12 protein-coding genes are annotated in these 13,328 nt (G+C 68.3%); 5 read left to right on the top strand and 7 right to left on the bottom strand.

Translation table 11 applies throughout. The annotated features are described in order from the left end of the window. Positions 1–255: 255 nt before the first annotated feature. Positions 256–1,263: a LacI family DNA-binding transcriptional regulator gene (locus AB0C28_RS41025; RefSeq protein ID WP_357858507.1), complete on the bottom strand. Its 1,008-nt coding sequence runs from the start codon at positions 1,261–1,263 to the stop codon at positions 256–258. A 224-nt stretch (positions 1,264–1,487) separates the two neighbouring features. Between AB0C28_RS41025 and AB0C28_RS41020 the strand changes: the two genes are divergently transcribed. From AB0C28_RS41020 to AB0C28_RS41005, 4 genes are all read left to right on the top strand, one after another. After that, complete coding sequence (locus tag AB0C28_RS41020) at positions 1,488–2,804, top strand: sugar ABC transporter substrate-binding protein (RefSeq protein WP_358080768.1); 1,317 nt, start codon at positions 1,488–1,490, stop codon at positions 2,802–2,804. A gap of 192 nt (positions 2,805–2,996) precedes the next feature. Then, entirely contained in the window at positions 2,997–3,797 is an 801-nt protein-coding gene (locus AB0C28_RS41015; protein ID WP_358080766.1) for a sugar ABC transporter permease, read from the top strand. Beyond that, positions 3,781–4,674 (top strand): carbohydrate ABC transporter permease, encoded by an 894-nt coding sequence (locus AB0C28_RS41010; protein WP_358080765.1) that lies wholly within the window; start codon positions 3,781–3,783, stop codon positions 4,672–4,674. Before AB0C28_RS41015 ends, AB0C28_RS41010 begins: the two co-directional genes overlap by 17 nt. Before the next feature lie 47 nt (positions 4,675–4,721). Then, a complete protein-coding gene (locus tag AB0C28_RS41005) occupies positions 4,722–6,359 on the top strand; it encodes a beta-xylosidase (RefSeq protein WP_358080763.1) in 1,638 nt (545 codons plus the stop codon). Between the two features lie 18 nt (positions 6,360–6,377). Here the strand turns inward: AB0C28_RS41005 and AB0C28_RS41000 are convergent, their stop codons facing one another. The 5 genes from AB0C28_RS41000 to AB0C28_RS40980 form a co-directional block, all read right to left on the bottom strand. Beyond that, positions 6,378–7,118: a GntR family transcriptional regulator gene (locus tag AB0C28_RS41000; protein ID WP_358080761.1), complete on the bottom strand. Its 741-nt coding sequence runs from the start codon at positions 7,116–7,118 to the stop codon at positions 6,378–6,380. Next, positions 7,115–8,239, bottom strand: coding sequence for a glycoside hydrolase family 68 protein (locus AB0C28_RS40995; RefSeq protein WP_358080759.1), 1,125 nt, complete (start codon positions 8,237–8,239; stop codon positions 7,115–7,117). The genes AB0C28_RS41000 and AB0C28_RS40995 overlap by 4 nt, the downstream gene beginning before the upstream one ends. 77 nt (positions 8,240–8,316) lie before the next feature. Next, entirely contained in the window at positions 8,317–9,141 is an 825-nt protein-coding gene (locus AB0C28_RS40990) for a carbohydrate ABC transporter permease (RefSeq protein WP_358080757.1), read from the bottom strand. After that, the gene (locus tag AB0C28_RS40985; protein ID WP_357858531.1) at positions 9,138–10,043 is read right to left on the bottom strand and encodes a sugar ABC transporter permease; all 906 of its coding nucleotides are present in this window, start codon (positions 10,041–10,043) and stop codon (positions 9,138–9,140) included. Before AB0C28_RS40985 ends, AB0C28_RS40990 begins: the two co-directional genes overlap by 4 nt. A gap of 5 nt (positions 10,044–10,048) precedes the next feature. Continuing rightward, entirely contained in the window at positions 10,049–11,410 is a 1,362-nt protein-coding gene (locus tag AB0C28_RS40980; RefSeq protein ID WP_357858534.1) for a hypothetical protein, read from the bottom strand. Positions 11,411–11,558: 148 nt separating this feature from the next. Here AB0C28_RS40980 and AB0C28_RS40975 point away from each other — a divergent pair, with 148 nt between their 5' ends. Next, positions 11,559–12,617, top strand: a complete 1,059-nt coding sequence (locus AB0C28_RS40975; protein ID WP_358080755.1) for a LacI family DNA-binding transcriptional regulator — start codon at positions 11,559–11,561, stop codon at positions 12,615–12,617. Positions 12,618–12,627: 10 nt separating this feature from the next. Here AB0C28_RS40975 and AB0C28_RS40970 read toward each other — a convergent pair whose 3' ends face one another. Continuing rightward, the gene (locus AB0C28_RS40970; protein ID WP_358080754.1) at positions 12,628–13,209 is read right to left on the bottom strand and encodes an RICIN domain-containing protein; all 582 of its coding nucleotides are present in this window, start codon (positions 13,207–13,209) and stop codon (positions 12,628–12,630) included. Between the last annotated feature and the right edge of the window lie 119 nt (positions 13,210–13,328).

Raw genomic sequence — 13,328 nt, 5'->3', positions numbered from 1 at the left:
GATCAGGCGAGGCAGGCTGGGCAGTGCTCGGCCGGACGCCGCGGCGTCACCTGAACCTTCGAAACTTTTTCGGAACCCAATCCTCACACCCTTCTCGCTGGGCTGTCGGCGAGGCCGGCGCCCAAGTCAAGCCGTTGACAGGCAACATATGCGGCGCCTAGGGTCCTCGCAACGCCGAACAAGTTGCGAAAGCTTTCGGACCAGCTCAGGGCGAGGTGAGCGACCCGTGCTGCCCACGCGACCCCCGCCGGACGGTCAGGATGCGGGTGCGGGCGCGGGGCCGGTGGAGTCGCGCACGGTGAGGGTGGTGGCGAGCTGGAGGTGCTGGGAGGCGGGCTGGGTGCCGTCGGCCATGGCGAGGAGGGTTTCGACGGCCATGCGCCCCATCCCGGCGAGGGGCTGGCGGACGGACGTGAGGCGCGGGGTCGTCCATTCGGTTTGCGGGGTGTCGTCGAATCCGGTCACCGAGAGCTGATCCGGCACCGAGATGCGCAGGTCCTGGGCGGCGGCGAGGACGCCGACGGCGATCTCGTCGTTGCCCGCGATGATGGCGGTCGGCCAGGGGGTGCGGGTGAGCAGGTCGCGGGCGTGGCGGTGCCCGGCCTCGACGGAGAAGGCCTCGTGGCGGACGAGGGCCGGATCGGTGGGGATGCCGGCGGAGTGGAGAGCGGCTTGGTAGCCGTGGAAGCGTTCGAGCGAGGGCGCCGAGCCGAGCGGGCCGCCGATCCAGGCGATGGTGCGGTGGCCGTGTTTGATGACGTGTTCGGTGGCCGAGCGGCCACCCGCCCAGTTGGTGGAGCCGATGCTGACCAGGCGTGATTCGGTGGTGTCGATCGGGTCGATGGTGACGATGGGCATGGGCAGGTCTTCCGCGGCTTCCAGGATGGAGTCGGGGACGGCGACGGCCAGGGCGATGATGCCGGCCACGCCGGCGGCCTGCTGGTCGGTCAGCCAGGCGCGGGCGGCGGTGCGGCTGGTGCTGATCGGCTCGCCGGCGGGGAACTGGAGCAGGAGCTCGGCGCGGGCGGCGGTGGCGGCCAGCAGGATGCCCTGCAGAACCGTTCCCGCGTAGCGGGATTCCACGATGTCCAGCACGGTGAGCAGGGCCCGGTCCCTGGTCTGGGTGTGGCGTACCGCCGTGGCCTGGTAGCCGATCTCGGCCATCACGCCCAGCACGAGCTCCCGCGTCTTGGCCCCGACGTCGCTGCGCCCGTTCAGCACCTTGGACGCGGTCGTCGGCGACACCCCGGCCAGGCGCGCCACGTCCGCCAGTGTGGCTCGCTCTGAACGACCCCGTCGTCCCATCCCTGGACTCCCCTCTCCGAAACTATTTCGGAACCTACCACGAACCGCCTCGTGCCGTTGCTGCCAGGCATTCTTCCCGGACTCTCCGTTGACAGGGGACAGATCCGGCACTTAATGTCCTCGCAATACCGAATATGTTGCGAAATAATTTCGTAACCAGCGATGGACGAGAGGAGCAGCCCATGCGGCTCTCCCAGAAGCTCAGGCTCCTTTTCGCGGTACTCATGCCGGTCGTCGCCTTGGCCGCGTGCTCAGGCGGCGCCGGCACCACCGGCGGCACCACAGGCGGCGGTGCCGAACAGGTGAAGCTCACGGTCTGGAGCTGGGACGGCACGGTCGAGAAGGCCGTCGCCGGCTTCCAGGCCGCGAACCCGAACATCAAGGTCGAGGTCGTCAACGCGGGCTCCTCGTCGGACGAGTACAAGGCGCTCGACAACGCCATTCAGGCCGGTTCCGGGGTCCCTGACCTGGCCATGTTCGAGTACTTCGTCGTCCCCTACTTCGCCATTCCCGGCAAGCTCACCGACCTCGCCGAATTCGGCGTCGGGAACTTCAAGCAGGACTACGTACAGGCCGCCTGGAACGACGTGACCGTCAACGGCAAGGTCTACGCGCTGCCGTCCGACTACGGGCCGTCGGCCATGTTCTACAACACCGCCACGCTCAAGAAGGCCGGCATCGACAAGGCCCCGGCCACCTGGGACGAGTACTACGAGGCGGCCAAGAAGATCCGCGCGCTCGGGGGCGATCATTACATCGCCCAGGACACGGGAGACCTCTTCTTCCTGCTCTCGCTCATCTGGCAGGCCGGCGGTCACCCGTTCACGGTGGACGGCAACAAGGTGCGCATCGACTTCACCGACGAGGGCACGAGCAAGGCCGTCGCCTTCTGGCAGAAGATGCTCGACGAGGACCTGCTGAACACCAAGATCACCGGCTGGTCCGACGACTGGAACCGCGCGCTCAACGACGGCACCCTCGCCACCCAGACCATGGGCGGCTGGCTGACCTCGACGCTGCCCGAGCGGGCGCCGAAGGCCGCCGGCGACTTCAGGGTCGCCCCGATGCCGCAGTGGACGCGGGGAGCCAAGGTCGGAGCGGAGAACGGCGGCAGCTCCTTCGGCATCCCGGCCGCGGCCGAGCACAAGGAGGCGGCTTTCACGTTCCTCGAATACTTCACCCACGGCGGCGGTCTGTCGTCCCGGGTCGACGCGGGCGCCTTCGTGCCGAACACGTCGGTGCTGCAGAGCGAGGCGTTCAACGGCAAGCCCAACGAGTACTTCGGCGGCCAGAAGGTCGGCACCGTGCTGGCCGAGGCGTCGGAGACCGTCGCGACCGGCTGGCAGTACCCGCCGTTCTTCGAATGGGCGCGCTCGATCTACGGCGACATCGCCTCGCCGTACTACACCACCGGGAAAGGCTCGCTCGCCCAGGTCCTCGAAGAGTGGAAACGGCGCTGTGTGCAGTACGGCAATGAGCAGGGCTTCGAGGTGTCCTGACCGGAACCGGGCAACGCGATGATCGGAAGGAACACGGATATGGAGCCGGCCCGTCGGTTCGACGCCACCGCTGCGGCCACGGCGTCACCGGGTGCGACAGAGCGTCCGGCGGGTGCTCGTAAGCGCCGTAAACCACAGATCGGATTACTGTTCATCGCTCCCTTCGGAGCGCTGTTCGCGATGGTGTTCATCGTGCCCATCGGATACGCCGCCTACCTCAGCTTCTTCCGGGAGCGGCTCATCGGGGGCAGCACGTTCGTCGGGCTGGACAACTACGCCAAACTGCTGCAGGATCCCCAGTTCTGGGACGGGGTCGGACGCGTCTCCCGATTCACGCTCGTCCAGGTCCCGATCATGCTGGTTCTCGCCGTGGCGCTGGCTCTGGCGCTGGACTCCCTGCGGCTGCACGGCGTCAAGTTCCTGCGGGTGACGATCTTCCTCCCCTACGCGGTGCCGGCGATCGTGTCGACTCTCATGTGGGGATTCCTGCTGGGCGTCAAATACGGCCTGTTCGGCAGCCTCAACAGCGCTCTGGGGACGGACGTCAATCCCTTCGCCCCCGACACGACGCTCATCTCCATCGGGTTGATGGTGACGTGGGCGTTCACCGGCTTCAACATGCTCATCTTCTACTCCGCGCTCAAAGCCGTTCCACGCGAGTTGTACGAGGCGGCCGCGATCGACGGGGCGAACGAATGGCGGATCGTCAGCGCGATCAAACTGCCGGCCCTGCGCGGGTCCCTGGTCGTCACCGTCATCTTCTCCATCATCGGCACGTCCCAGATGTTCAACGAACCGCAGATCCTGCCCTCGATGGTAGCCAACAGCGGCGTCACCACCTTCTACACGCCCAACCTGTACGCGTACAACCTGGCTTTCACCGGATCCCAGCAGGGTTATGCGGCAGCACTCGCGCTCGTCATGGCGGCGATCACGATCGCCGTCGCCTACGCCGTCCAGATCAGGGGGTTGCGGAATGCCTCCCAGCAATAGCCGGCGCGGCCGCTCGCCGCACACGGTGGACAATCCCAGGAAGAGCACGACCCTCACCGTGATGACCGGTCTGTTCGCCCTTTACTGCCTGCTGCCGCTCGTCTGGCTGGTCATCAACGCGACGAAGACGCAGGCCGACTTCGTCTCCTCGTTCGGGCTCGCTCCCGGGCGTGAATTCGCCCTGTGGGACAACATCGTGCAGGTGTTCGCCTACCAGGACGGGATCTTCTTCCGGTGGCTGCTCAACACGATTCTCTATGTCGTCGTGGGTGCGACCGTGTCGACCTTTCTGGCCGCGCTCGGCGGCTACGCACTGGCGAAACTCGACTTCACCGGTAAGCGGGTGTTCCTGCTCGTCGTTCTCGGATCGATCTCGGTCCCCGGCATCGCCCTGGCGATCCCGCAGTTTCTGCTGTTCGCGCACGTCGGCATGACCAACACTCCGTGGGCGATTCTCATCCCGTCCTTCATCAACCCGTTCGGGCTGTATTTGATGTGGGTGTTCGCGGCCGAGGCCGTGCCGACCGGTCTGCTGGAGGCCGCGAAGATCGACGGGGCCGGGGAGTTCAGAACCTTCGTCCGAATCGCGCTTCCGCTGCTCGCGCCCGCGAGCGTGACGGTGCTGCTCTTCTCGTTCGTCTCGATCTGGAACAACTACTTCCTGCCGTTGATCATGCTCAAGGATTCCGCCTGGTATCCGCTGACCGTCGGCATCAACCAGTGGAACAAGCTGGGCTCCTCGGCCGGGAACGGCGCCCTCATCCAGAACCTCGTCATCACCTCCGCGCTGCTGACGATCGTTCCTTTGATCATCGCGTTTCTCGGCCTGCAACGGTTCTGGCAGTCGGGCCTGACCCTGGGCGCCGTCAAGGGATGAGCGACGCCGGCACCTCCATGAAATCCTCGGTGAAGAGAAATGAGACCATGACGACCGACGGCGCCCGCGCACCCCGGATCCTGATCGACGGTGAGCCCCGCGACGAAAGCCCGCTCCCGCACATCTGGAGCCGCTGCATCGGCGCGGGACGCGCGAACGAGGCACTGCGCGCGGATTGGCAACGGCAGTTCGCCGAGGCCGTCAAAACCCTGGGCATCGAGTACATCCGCTTTCACGGCGTCTTCCACGACGACATGTTCGTGTACCGGGAGAGCTACGGCGGCGGTTTCGGACCGGACGCGCCCCTTCCCTCGCCCGTGTACACCTTCGGTTACGTGGACAAGGTGTTCGACTTCCTGCTGGACCACGGTGTCCGGCCGTTCGTCGAGCTGGGCTTCATGCCGCGCGAGCTGGCGACGGAGACGGAGACCGTGTTCTGGTGGGGCGCGCACTGCAGCCCGCCCAAGGACATGGCGCGCTGGGTCGAGCTGGTCACGCGGACGGTCGAGCACTGGATCGACCGGTACGGCCTGGCCGAGGTGCGGGAGTGGCGGTTCGAGGTGTGGAACGAGCCGAACCTGGCCCCCCACTTCTGGACCGGGACGAAGACCGAGTATTTCCAGCTTTATGAGCAGACGGTGCGGGCGATCAAGGGGATCGATCCCGCGCTGCGCGTGGGCGGGCCCGCGACGAGCGTCTTCGTGCCCGACGACCGCTACCGGGGCGAGAGCGAGGACCGATCGGCGATGCGTGAGACGGCCGCCGCGACCGACGTCGACGCGCTCGACTGGCGCCCGGTGTGGATCGAGGAGTTCATCGACTGGTGTGCGGAGCGCGAACTTCCGATCGACTTCGTCTCGACCCACCTGTACCCCACCGACTTCGCCTTCGGCGCCGACGGCAAGGCGGTGCCGATCACCCGGTACGCCGACGCGACGTTCGACGACCTGACCCTCCTGCGCAAGCTCGTCAAGAACAGTCCGTATCCCGACGCGGAGATCCACGTCTCGGAGTGGTCGACGTCGCCGTCGTCCCGCGACTTCATCCATGACACGGTGTTCGCGGCCACCTACATCACGAGGGCGTACCTGAAGTGCGCCACGCTCGCCGATTCGATCTCCTACTGGACCTTCACCGACGTGTTCGAGGAGGGAGGCGCCGGGATCGGGCCGTTCCACGGCGGATTCGGCCTCGTGAACGAGGAGGGGATCCACAAGCCCACGTTCCACGCGTTCGCGATGCTGGGCCGGCTCGGCGACCGGCTGCTGCTGGCGGCGTCAGACGGGGTCGTGACCCGCGACAGCCGGACGTCGGCCGTGTCGGCGGTGTTCTACAACTATCCCGGCGACCTGGCCCTGCGCGGTCTCCCCGCGCAGAGCTCCTACCCCGCGACCCGCGCGCTGGCCGAAAGGGGACCGAGCCGGAGGATCCGCCACTCGATCGGCGGGCTGGAGCCGGGCGCCACGTTCCTCGTCGAGATCGTGGACTGGGAGCACGGCAACGCCGCCGAGGCCTGGCACCGGCTCGGGGCTCCGCTCAACCCGTCGCGGGCCGAGAGCGCGTACCTGCGCCAGGTCGCCGGCTCGCTGCTCAGGTTCGCGCTGACCGTGCCCGGCGACGGCGTGCTGCGCCTCGACGTCGAGCTCGCGCCCTGGGCGGTGATGTCGTTGCGGCAGTCGGCGTGACGCGCCCCGGGCGCGGCGTCAGCGTTGCAGCCGCACGGGAGCGCTGGACGTGCTGCGCCGGACCAGCCAGGCCTCGGTGATGTGCCGGAACATGGCGTCGGCGGCACCGTCGGGGTCCTGCGCGGCGATGCGCTCGTAGATGCGGCGATGGCCCTGGTTGGACGCCACGCACAGGGCCCGCTCCGTCTTGCCCGTGTAGCGGGCGGTGTTGCCGACCTGGCTCTCCAGCGCGCGTACGACGCCCCGGGCGATGCGGTTGCCGGACGCCTGCATGATCGTGTCGTGGAAGGCGCGGTCGAGGTCGGCGTAGGCGACGTGGTCGTCCAGGATCCCCAGGCTCTCGTCCATGTCGATGGTCGCCGCCAGCACGAGTTCGTCGAACATGTCCCACATCATGGGCGGGGTCACCATGGTGCCCGCGCCCTGGCGGACCTGGACGAGCCCCTTCTCCTGGAGGATCTTCACGGCCTCGCGGACGACGGTCCTGCTCACCGAGAAGGTCTCGCACAGAACGGGCTCGGGAGGAAGGGGCGTGCCGGACGGGTGCACGCCGCGGACGATGCGCTCCACGAGCTCCGCCGTCACCGCCTTGGCCAGGGTGGCCGGCCGCCGAACCCAGGCGGGCTCCCCCGCCGGCCGGACGGCGCCACGGCGGGCGGCACTCCCGACGTCCGGCCGGAGCACGCCGGACGACGGCTGCTGGGCGTGGCCGGCGCCTGACCCGCGGGGCTCGCCGTACGGGAGAGCCCCTAGGTTCAACCCGGGGCGACGGACGTGGACAGGCCGTCCAGGGCGAGCTTGAGCATCGGCGCGGCGGTCCCGCCGAAACCGGCCCGCGCCTGCTCCGCTGCCGCGTGCCGCAGCTCCCCGCCGTCCGGTGATCGGTAGTTGGCGAAGCCGGTGACGTGCAGATCGGGCAGTACGAGCCAGGCGTAGGCCTGATCCGGTTGACCGGAAGGGTTCTGGATCACGAGCCCGGAGCCGTTGAGCGGCCGGTACGGCCCGGTCAGCGCGGGTGCGGCGAAGCCGTAGAGCCCGGTGGGTGCACGATCGGCCGGGTGGAAGCTGTGCCGCTGGGTGCTGAAGAAGAGGTAGTACCACGACCCGTGCACGACGACGTGCGGCCGTTCCAGCTCGTGGTTGACGCCCTGCGCCACGAGAAGAGGCGGGAGCAGCGACCAGGCGCCGGCCCGGGCGGCGGCCAGGGCGACGGCACCGGTGAAGCGGTCGTCCCAGGCGATGGACGCGGCGACGAGCAGGTAGTCGCGCCCGTCGGCGGGGTCGCGGAACCAGCCGGGATCGCGAAATGCCCGGATGTTCCCCGCCGACCCCGTCTCCTCGTCGGCGGGCAGGTACATCAGACCGTCGGAGCGGAGGATCTCCCGGTGTTCCTCGTACGGCGCGGGCGCGTCACCGTCGGCGAACCGGCGCAGGCGCGTCTCGACGACGCTCTGCCGGAAGGTGGGGCGTGCTTCGCCGCGTCGCCCGGCGGCCGTGTAGAACACCGACACCGTTCCGTCCGGCCGGCGGACCGCCGATCCCGACCACTCGCGGCTGCCGGGCGAGGCGTCGTCGGCGAAGGCGTTCCCGAGGTCCTTCCATCCGCCGTCGTTCCTGGCGAGCAGGCGGATCCGAGCCTGGTCGTGACGCTCCTCAGGGTGACCGAGGGCCGGAGCCGACAGTGCCATCCACACCTCGTCGCCGCCGATCAGAGCGGTCGAGCCGTCCTCCTCCTGGACCGGCCACAGGTCCCAGAGATCGTGGCCCGGCAGGATCCGCGGCAGGGCCTTGGGGTCGAAGGCGGGCGCCGTGGTCGCGTCGCTCTCCACGAGCAGATCGAGATGCCGGCTGGTCCAGAGCGCCGGTCGGCCACCGCTCACGCTCCGCCCCGCCCGTTCCGTAGGGTCATGCACGACCTCAGCTTTCGCTCGTCGGATGTGATGTGCCTGATGTGCTGTCAGCCCTTCAGCGAGCCCTGAAGCAGGGCCTTGACGAAGTGCCGCTGGAAGATGAGGAAGATCGCGAGCGTGGGGGCCAGGATCAGCAGCGATCCGGCGCACAACAACGGGATGTCGGTCCCCCACTGACCCTGGAAGGCGCCCAGGGCGCCGGACATCGTGCGCTTGGCCGGGTCGTCCACCAGGACGATGGCCAGCAGGAACTGGTTCCAGGTCCACAGGAACAGCAGGATGCCCAGGGACGAGATCGCCGGCATGGCCAGGGGGACGTGGATGCGCCGGAACAGCTGCCACACGTTGGCGCCGTCCATGCGTGCGCTTTCCGACAGCTCCGCGGGCATGTTGACGAAGTGGGCGCGCATCCAGAAGACGCTGAACGGCATGAACAGGCCGATGAGCGGCAGGATGATCGCCCACCGGGTGTTGAGCAGGCCCATGTCGCGGATCTGGTAGTACAGCGGCGTGACGATGCCCTCGAAGGGCAGGGTCAGGCCGAGCACGAACAGCGGGAAGACCACCCGGCCGCCGATCACGCGCAGGTGGCCGATGGCGAAGCCGGCCATCGTGCCCAGCAGGATCGAGATCGGCACGACGCCCAGCACGATGAGGACGCTCGACCACAGCAGCGCGCCCATGTTCGCGGCCTCGAAGGCCCGCAGGAAGTTGCCCCACCGCGGGTCGTCGGGCCAGGCCAGCCCGGCCGGGTAGGTGCCTGAGGGGTGCAGGGCGGTGACGAAGAGGCTGAGGAACGGCAGGAGCGTGACCGCCATCATGACGACGAGCAGCAGCCGGCCGGTCCAGGACTCCCGCCGGGAGGTGATCATCGGTTGCCGTCCTTCGCGAACCACTGGATGGGCAGGGCGCAGGCGATCACGAGCACCATGAGGACCATGGCCAGGGCCGAGGCCGTGCCCACCTCGCGTTCGGAGAAGGCCAGGTAGAAGATCTGCAGGCCGGGCACCATGGTGGTGTTGCCCGGTCCGCCCTGGGTGGCGATGTAGATGATGTCGAAGCTGGCCAGGGCCGCGATGACGGTCACGGTGACGCAGACGGCGATCTCCTGTCGCAGGCTGGGGACCGTGATGGAGACGAACTCCCGCCACGGCCCGGCGCCGTCCAGCCGGGCCGCCTCGTACAGGGCGGGGTCGATCTTGCTCATGCCGGCCAGGAGCAGCAGCGTGCAGAGGCCGAGCAGCACCCACGCGCCGATCATGCCGACCGCCGGCAGGGCGGTGTCGAAGTCGCCCAGCCAGGCCCGGGTCACGCCGCCGAGGCCGACGAGCGTGAGGAGCTGGTTGATCACTCCGGTGGAGGCCAGCAGCCAGCTCCACGCGATGCCGGCGGCCACCAGCGGGATGACCTGTGGCAGGAAGAGCACGGTCCGCGCCACGAGGGCGAGCCGGCTCTGGGCGATCCGCCGGATCGTGGCGGCGATGGCCAGGCCGAGCAGGACCGGGATCGCGCTGAAGAAGACGATCAGTTCGCCGGCGTTGATCAGGGAGTCGAACAGGTCGGGGTCGGTGAACACCTTGCCGTAGTTGGCCGTCCCTACCCAGGTGGAGGGGCCGATGCCGTCCCATTCGTACAGCGAGTACTGGAACGTCAAGGCGACGGGGCGCAGGACGAAGACCGCGTAGAAGGCGAGCGCAGGAACGATGAACAGCCAGCCGGCCAGACCGCGCAGTCTGGTGCCGGCCGGTCGCCGGTGCGCGGACCGGGGCGTCACCTGGCTCAGTTCCCTTCGAGCTGGCGGGCGTAGTCAGCCTGGACCGTCTTCAGCAGCCCCTGCGGCGTCTGCTCGCCGGCCACCAGTTTCTGCAGGTTGGGGGTCCAGCTCTTGGCGTAGATGGCGCCGGTGGCGTTGGCGATGAAGTCCATCGCGCCGTTGTCCTTGGCGATGTCCGCTCCGGCCGCCAGGGTCGCGGCGGTGACCTTGTCCGCGGCCACCTCGGGCATGTACGCGTCGGCCGGTCCCATCGGACGTGATCCGCCGACCTCGACGCCGATGTCACGGGCCCGCCGGTCGGTGGCCACCCAGTTGAGGAAGAAGGCGGCGCAGCCGGCGTTCTTGGCGTTCGCGGCGATGCCGAAGGTGAGCGGCGCCGACATGGCGGCGCGCTTGCCTCCCTGCTGCGCCGGCGGCATCAGGAAGAAGCCGGCGTCGCCCGGCAGCTGCTTGTCGAGGTTGCCCGACTCCCAGTCGCCGTTGAACATGAACAGGCCCTGGCCGTCGATGAAGCGGCTCATCATGGTCGCGTAGTCGACCGCGTTGACATCCTTCGGGAAATAACCCGCTTTGATCCATTTCTCCAGGTGCTGGGCGGCCTGCAGATTCGACGGCGTGTCGATGGTGGCGCCGGGCTTCTGGAAGATCCAGTCGTTGACGGGCCCCGCCGGGCCGTAGGCGGCCATGAGATTCTGCAGCGGGAACGCCAGCCCGCCGGTGGCGCCGCCGTTGAACTGCATGATGGGCGTGAGGCCCGCCCGCTTGGCCTTGTCGAGGGCCTGGTCAAGCTCGGCCAGAGTGGCGGGCGGTGCCGACATGCCGATCTGGGCGGCGAGCTTCTTGTTGTAGAACAGGCCGGTCATGCTCATGTTGAGGCCCAGAGCGTAGAGGGAACCCTCGCCGCGCGGGCGACCGCCGGGGCCCAGGCGGAGTTGTTCGAGCTGCGAGGCCGGCCATTTGTCCCAGCCGAAGGACTGCGCGTAGCCGTCGAGGTTCTTCAGCAGGTTGTCCTTGACGAGTTCGGAGACCTGGGGAAGGCGCATCAGGTCGGGCGGGTTGTCCGCCAGCACGCGGGGGGCGTTCTGGGTGATCACCGCGAACTGGTCCTCGCGGATGTCCCAGGTCACGTTCGGGTGCTGCTTGGAGAACTCGGTGGTCAGCGCCTTGGGCAGCGGGAAGCCGGTCTCGAAGTAGCCGCTCATCGTCACCGGCGCCGTACCGCAGGTGGGAGCGGCCGACTGCGCGGAGGTGCCGGTGGCGGTGGGTTGCGCGACGTCGCCGCCGGGAGCGGCGCAAGCGGCGGCCAGCGTCCCCATGGCGATCACCAGTGCGGCTCCGGCCTTGCCGGGGCGAACGCGACGAGCCATGTGCATCTCCTCTGCTGCAGGGGGACGCTCGCACCCGGCTGATGTGCTGCGTCCGTTGCTAAATCGTGTTAGCGCCCGATAGTCTCACGGCGCACGTCGTACGATGTCAACCCCCTGCAACTCACCGTTCGACGATCGGAGGTCCCGGGTGAGCCCTCGCCGGGTCACGCTGGCCGATGTGGCCAAAGCCGCGGGCGTCTCCCGCCCGACCGCCTCGCTCGTGCTGTCGGGCCGCGGTCGCGAGCTGCGGATCTCTCAGGACGTCGAGCAGCGGGTGCTGAGAACCGCCGAGGAGCTGCAGTACCGGCCGAACATCGTCTCCAGGGGCCTGCGTACGGGCACCACCCGGACCATCGGCTTCGTCTCCGACACGGTCGCGACCTCGCGGCTGGCCGGCGACATGATCAAGGGGGCGCTGGAGGCCGCCCGTGAGCGGGGCTTCATGCTCTTCATCGGTGAGACGGAAGGAGACGCCGAGCTCGAACGGCTCCTGCTGCAGGCCATGCACGACCGCCAGGTGGACGGGCTCATCCTGGCCTCGATGTTCACCAGGACCATCAAGGTGCCCCCGTCCATCACGGCCTCCCCCGCCGTCCTGCTCAACGCCCTGCCCTCGCAGCCCACTCGCCTGCCCTCCGTCCTGCCCGACGAGGTGGAGGCCGGCCGCCGCGCGGCCCGGGTCCTGCTCGACGCCGGCCACCGCGATGACATCTACCTGATCGGCGCGGGCCCCGCCCTGCGCGATGTGCCTCCGGAGAGCGTCGCGGCGGTGGAACGGCTCATCGGCATCAGGGAGGCGTTCGCCGAGGCGGGCGTCGAGGCGGCGGGCGCTCGCCCGTGCCCCGACTGGCAGCAGGACCTCGGCCTGGCCGCGACGCGGGACCTCCTTGAGTCGGCGCGCCCGCGGGCGCTGATCTGCTTCAACGACCGGATCGCCATGGGCGCCTACCAGGCACTCGACGACGCCGGGCTCGACGTTCCCGGCGACGTGTCCGTGGTCTCCTTCGACGACCATCCCATCGCCTCGTGGATCCGGCCCAAGCTGACGACGGTGGCTCTGCCGCACTACGAACTCGGCCGCAAGGCCGTCGACGTGCTCTTCACCGAGATCGGCCGCGACCATGCGACCGCTGACCGACGGGGTGAGGTGCACCGGGTGCCGATGCCGGTGCGCGACCGCGAGTCCATCGCGCCGCCGTCCGCGTGATCCACCTGGCCTACCACTGGAAGACCCAGTCCTGGTTCGCGAGATTACCGGCCTCGGTGTCGGGAACGCAGTCCCACACTTGCAGGAGTGCGCCGGGCCCGGGCACCCGGCCGCTGGTGAAGGCCGGATTATCAGCATCGAGGCACTTGCCGCTGTGGATCCCCATCAGAATTTTGGCGTTGGGGTCGCCATCCTCGAATATCTGCGGCATCCAGCGCTGATTGGTGTTTCCGGTGCACTGCCAGAGAATCACCTTGGCGCCATTGTTCGTGCCGAAACCGGCGACGTCCAGGCAGTAATCTCCGAACCACCTGATCTCGTACCCTTGCCCGCCCACGAGGTGAAAGGAGAAAATGGCGCGTTGACCGGGTCGTCCGAGGACGATCGGTGTGCCGTTGGGGCAGGTGGCATCGTCGGGGATGTAGCAGCTCGGGCGTATGGAGAAGTCCGCCATCAGGCCTGAATACCTGTTGGTGATGTAAGTGGAAGGGCCGTGGCGAAGCGTGTTCGCGAGAGCCGGCGACACGTCGGCGAACAGCAGAAGTGTCGCGCTGAGCAGCTTGAGGACGAGTGCACATTTTCTTCTCGACATCGCTTCCCCCTTGACGGGTTCTCACGAGGCAGAACATATGTACGCGCTGGACACCTACGGTTGCAGCCTATCGACAACCCTCCTAACGCAGGTCAACAACCCGACCAAATTCCATCAAG

This window comes from Nonomuraea sp. NPDC048892 (assembly GCF_040649735.1).
GTDB lineage: Bacteria > Actinomycetota > Actinomycetes > Streptosporangiales > Streptosporangiaceae > Nonomuraea > Nonomuraea maheshkhaliensis.
Note: the sequence above shows the minus strand (reverse complement) of the source record. Positions and strands in the feature narration are given on the sequence as shown.

Excerpts from the sequence above, each read along its gene's own strand:
- AB0C28_RS41020 (WP_358080768.1), top strand. The coding sequence starts at position 1,488 with ATGCGGCTCTCCCAGAAGCTCAGGCTCCTTTTCGCGGTACTCATGCCG.
- AB0C28_RS41010 (WP_358080765.1), top strand. The coding sequence starts at position 3,781 with ATGCCTCCCAGCAATAGCCGGCGCGGCCGCTCGCCGCACACGGTGGAC.
- AB0C28_RS41005 (WP_358080763.1), top strand. The coding sequence starts at position 4,722 with ATGACGACCGACGGCGCCCGCGCACCCCGGATCCTGATCGACGGTGAG.
- AB0C28_RS40990 (WP_358080757.1), bottom strand. The coding sequence starts at position 9,141 with ATGATCACCTCCCGGCGGGAGTCCTGGACCGGCCGGCTGCTGCTCGTC.
- AB0C28_RS40980 (WP_357858534.1), bottom strand. The coding sequence starts at position 11,410 with ATGGCTCGTCGCGTTCGCCCCGGCAAGGCCGGAGCCGCACTGGTGATC.
- AB0C28_RS40970 (WP_358080754.1), bottom strand. The coding sequence starts at position 13,209 with ATGTCGAGAAGAAAATGTGCACTCGTCCTCAAGCTGCTCAGCGCGACA.